We start from the raw sequence: 4522 nt of genomic DNA on the forward strand, positions 1-4522 counted from the left end.
GGACTCCTCCTGCGACCGGGCCACCGTGGTGCGGATCAGGCTCCGCCGACCTGCTCGATGACGGCGTCCGCGACCTCGCGCATCGTGAGGCGGCGGTCCATCGACGTCTTCTGGATCCAGCGGAAGGACTCCGGCTCGCTCAGGCCCATCTTGGTCATGAGGAGGCCCTTCGCGCGGTCCACGCGCTTGCGGGTCTCGAACCGTTCGGTGAGGTCCGCGACCTCGGCCTCGAGCGCGCCGATCTGCTGGTAGCGGGAGATCGCGATCTCCACCGCCGGGAGCAGGTCCGCCGGCGTGAAGGGCTTGACGACGTACGCCATCGCGCCCGCGTCGCGCGCCCGCTCGACGAGCTCGGTCTGGGAGAAGGCGGTGAGGAGGACGACGGGGGCGGCGTGCGCCTTGCCGATCCGCTCGGCCGCGGAGATGCCGTCCAGCTCGGGCATCTTGACGTCCATCACGACGACGTCGGGCTTGAGCTCGGTGGCGAGCCGCACGGCCGTCTCGCCGTCGCCCGCCTCGCCGACGACGTCGAAGCCCGCCTCGCGGAGCGTCTCGACGACGTCCATCCGGATGAGCGCCTCGTCCTCGACGACGACCGCGCGACGCGCGGGTCGCTCCGGCGTCTTCGGGGCCTCGGGCTCCTGGTCGATCAGGGGCGGCAGGTCGAGCGGCACCGTCGCCTCGGGCTTCGCGTCGTGGGGCTTCTCGTCGGTCACCCGTCCATCCTAGTGGTCGTGCGGGCGCGCCGCGTCCCGTGCCGGGTGTGACGAGGGCGACGGACCCGCCGCGACCAGCGGCCGGACGGTTCGGCCCGCGACCCGCGCACATGGTTGGATGGGCCGCGCGCCCCGGTAGCCCAACCGGCAGAGGCAATCGGCTCAAACCCGATCCAGTGTGGGTTCGAATCCCACCCGGGGCACCTCCGCGTCCGCTCGACGCCCGCACGACCGGATCCCCTTCCTCCGATCCCTTGCCGCCACCCCACGATGTCGGTAACTTCCAGGAGCAAGCCCCATCGGGGCAATCCTTGACCACCCGCACGTGTCCGGCGCCGCCGCTCCTCGCAACGAGGCGAGGGTGCGACGGCCCCACCGCGGCGGCGACGCCGCCGACGCCCCCTGGCAGGACGACCGGCACAGACCACCCGCCGCGACGACGCGGCCGCCGACCGTCCTGCGGCAGCACGAGGCAGGAAGGACCACCTGACGATGCGCCACGACCACACCGCCGCCGGACCCGCCGAGCCCCGCGAGCCGCGAGGGCCGGCGTTCGACCGACGCCGGCTGCTGACCGGCACGCTCCTGGGGGCCGCGAGCGTCCCGTTCGCGGCGGCCGCCGCCCAGGCGGCACCCCACGCCACCGCGATCCCGGCGGCAGCCGGCATCCCCTCACGCCCCGTCGTCCCCGGCGCCGACCGGGCGCACGCCGACGGCTGGTCGACCCTCGCCGGCGACCGGGTGGGCGTGATCACCAACCCCACCGGCGTGCTGCGCAGCCTGCGCAACGTCGTCGACGAGATGCACGAGTCCGGCGCCGTCGACCTGGTCGGCGTCTTCGGCCCGGAGCACGGCTTCCGGGGCACGGCCCAGGCCGGCGGCTCGGAGGGCACCTTCGTCGACGAGCGGACCGGCCTGACGGTCTACGACGCCTACGGTGCGGGCGTCGCGAAGATGACCGAGCTGTTCCGGACCGCGGACGTGGAGACCGTCGTCTTCGACATCCAGGACGTCGGGGCCCGCTTCTACACGTACATCTGGACGATGTGGACCGCCATGCAGGCCGCCGTCGCGACGGGCTCCCGCTTCGTCGTGCTCGACCGGCCCAACCCGGTGGGCGGCACGGCACGCGGACCGATGATGACGGCGGCGTACACCTCGGGCGTCGGGGCCAAGGAGATCGTGCAGGCCCATGGCATGACCGTCGGGGAGCTCGCACGGTTCTTCGACGGCGAGTTCCTGCCGGACGTCACGGGGTCGCGGCTCGACCGCCTCGACGTCGTCGAGGTCGGCGGCTGGCGCCGCGACGTGACCTTCGCGGGCACCGGGCTCGACTTCGTCATGCCCAGCCCCAACATGCCGACCCCGGACACCGCGCTCGTCTATCCCGGGACGTGCATGTTCGAGGGCACGAACCTGTCCGAGGGGCGGGGCACCACGCGCCCCTTCGAGCTGATCGGCGCGCCGTACGTCGACCACCGGTGGGCGGCCGCCCTCACCGGGGCGGGCCTGCCGGGCGTCCTGTTCCGCGAGGCCTACTTCAACCCGACCTTCAGCAAGCACGCCGGCAAGGTCTGCGGCGGCGTGCAGGTGACGGTCGACGACCCGGCCCGGTTCGACCCGGTGCGCACCGGGGTCGCGATGCTGGTGGCGGCGGCGTCCCTCTACCCCGAGTTCGCCTGGCGCGAGGACGCGTGGGACCCCCAGCGTCCCTTCTGGATCGACAAGCTCACCGGCTCGCCGCGCCTGCGGCAGCAGATCGACGCCGGAGCCTCGACCGACGACGTCGTCGCCGCCTGGCACGACGAGCTGGCGGACTTCGACCGGCGGCGCCAGCAGTACCTGCTCTACCGCGGGCCGCGGTCGTGAGCCGCCCGGACGGGCCGCGGCGCGGCCGGGCGGCGGTCACGACCGGGCTGGTGGCGGGCCTGGTGGCCGGGCTCCTCGTGGCCCCGGTCGTGCACGGCACGTCCGCCACGGCCGACGGCGGCGGCCCCGCGGTGCGGTTCATGCCGCCCTCGACCGTGCTCGGGACGGCCGACCCGTCGGAGGTCGGGCTGGACCCGGCACCGATCGAGGCCGCCGTCGCGCAGGTCCGCGCGCACGAGGAGCCCGTCGGCGACGCGACGTACCCGCTGTACCCCGGTGCGGTGGCCCTCATGGGCCACGAGGGGAAGGTCGTCCGGACGGACGCGAGCGGCTGGGCGGTCGCCTACGGCGACGAGGGTGCGCCCCTGCCCGAGGACCAGCGCGTGCCCATGCGCGAGGACACGATCTTCGACCTGGCCTCGGTGTCCAAGCTGTTCACGTCGATCGCCGTCGTCCAGCTGGTCCAGGAGGGGCGGGTCGCACTGGACGAGCCGCTGGCCACCTACCTGCCCGAGTTCGCGGCCGGGGGCAAGGAGGAGGTCACCGTCCGGCAGCTCCTCACCCACACCTCCGGCTTCGTCGCGTGGCTGCCGCTGTGGAGCAGGTACCCCGACCGGGAGTCGCGGATCGCAGCGGTCATGGCGCAGCCCCTCGACGCGCCGCCCGGCACGCGCTACCTGTACAGCGACCTCAACCTCATCAGCCTCGGCGTGCTCGTCGAGCGGCTGCGGGGCGAGCCGCTCGACCAGGTCGTGGCCGACCGGATCACCGGCCCGCTCGGCATGACGGACACCGGGTACAACCCGAGCGCCGTGGGACGTACGGCGGCCACCGAGTACCAGGCCAGCCCGCCGCGCGGCGTCGTGCGGGGCGAGGTGCACGACGAGAACGCCTGGTCGCTGGGCGGGGTCGCCGGGCACGCCGGCGTGTTCTCCACGGCAGGAGACCTGGCGATCCTGTCCCAGGCCCTGCTCAACGGCGGCCGGTACGGCACGGCGCGCATCCTGTCCCCCGCGTCGGTGCGCCTCATGGTCACCGACTTCAACGGCGCGTTCCCCGGCGACGCCCACGGGCTCGGGTTCGAGCTCGACCAGCGGTGGTACATGGACGCCATGTCCGGGCCGCGGACGGCCGGGCACACCGGGTACACGGGCACGTCGATCGTCCTCGACTTCGACACGCACGCGTTCGCGATCCTGCTGACCAACCGCGTGCACCCGTCCCGCAGCTCGGGCAGCATCAACCCGGCCCGGCGGGAGTGGGCGCGCGGGCTGGCCCACGCCCAGGGGGTCGAGCCCCGGCGCGGCGCGGACGCCTGGTTCTCGGGCGACGAGGACGCCACGACGTCGACGCTCACGACCTCGCTCGACGTGTCCGCGACCGGGGGCCGGCTGGCGTTCGACCTCTACCTCGACACGGAGGAGACCGACCTGCTGCACCTGGAGACCTCCGCCGACGGCGGGGGGACGTGGGCGCCGCTGCCGTTCACCCTGCGCGACCGCGGACCGGTCGAGCATCCCGACGGCACGACGTCCGGCTCCGGCACGCGCCGATGGGCGCAGGCGAGCGCCCAGCTGCCGCCCGGCGACCTGGAGCTGCGGTGGCGCGTCGTGACCGACCCGCTGTACCTGGGCCGCGGCGTGCTGGTCGACGGCGTCCTCGCCCGCGCGGGGGGCACCCTCCTGCTCGACGGGGAGGCCTCGCCCGAGGCGTTCCGGGCGGACGGCTGGCGGCTCGTCAGCCGCTGATCAGCGCCGGTACGACGACGCCGGGGGCGGGGGGGGGGGGGGGGCCGGGCCGCCGGCCGCCCTGGGGGGCAGCCCCTTGTGGGGGGGGGGGGGGGGGGGGCGGGGGGCGGGGGGGGGGGGGGGGGGGGGGGGCGGGGCTCGGGAGGTGGCCAAGGACGGTCAGCCCTTCACCGCCCCCTGGGTGACGCC

General features: G+C 74.8%; 4 protein-coding genes and 1 tRNA gene. 4 read left to right on the forward strand and 1 reads right to left on the reverse strand.

All coding sequences use genetic code 11. The annotated features are described in order from the left end of the window. Positions 1-35 precede the first annotated feature (35 nt). On the reverse strand, positions 36-662 hold the full coding sequence (locus tag ACFUVW_RS19805) for an ANTAR domain-containing response regulator (RefSeq protein ID WP_429729957.1): 627 nt from the start codon (positions 660-662) through the stop codon (positions 36-38). 183 nt (positions 663-845) lie between these two features. Between ACFUVW_RS19805 and ACFUVW_RS19810 the strand changes: the two genes are divergently transcribed. The 4 genes from ACFUVW_RS19810 (at position 846) to ACFUVW_RS19825 (ending at position 4333) form a co-directional block, all read left to right on the forward strand. Beyond that, positions 846-919, forward strand: a tRNA-Leu gene (locus ACFUVW_RS19810). Between the two features lie 158 nt (positions 920-1077). Beyond that, positions 1078-1206 (forward strand): hypothetical protein, encoded by a 129-nt coding sequence (locus tag ACFUVW_RS19815; protein WP_430573010.1) that lies wholly within the window; start codon positions 1078-1080, stop codon positions 1204-1206. 2 nt (positions 1207-1208) lie between these two features. Next, entirely contained in the window at positions 1209-2585 is a 1377-nt protein-coding gene (locus ACFUVW_RS19820; RefSeq protein ID WP_430573011.1) for an exo-beta-N-acetylmuramidase NamZ domain-containing protein, read from the forward strand. Continuing rightward, a complete protein-coding gene (locus tag ACFUVW_RS19825; protein WP_430573012.1) occupies positions 2582-4333 on the forward strand; it encodes a serine hydrolase in 1752 nt (583 codons plus the stop codon). Before ACFUVW_RS19820 ends, ACFUVW_RS19825 begins: the two co-directional genes overlap by 4 nt. The last annotated feature ends 189 nt before the right edge of the window (positions 4334-4522 follow it).

This window comes from Isoptericola sp. NPDC057391 (genome assembly GCF_042668085.1).
In the GTDB taxonomy this organism is placed as follows: domain Bacteria; phylum Actinomycetota; class Actinomycetes; order Actinomycetales; family Cellulomonadaceae; genus Isoptericola.

Excerpts from the sequence above, each read along its gene's own strand:
- ACFUVW_RS19820 (WP_430573011.1), top strand. The coding sequence starts at position 1,209 with ATGCGCCACGACCACACCGCCGCCGGACCCGCCGAGCCCCGCGAGCCG.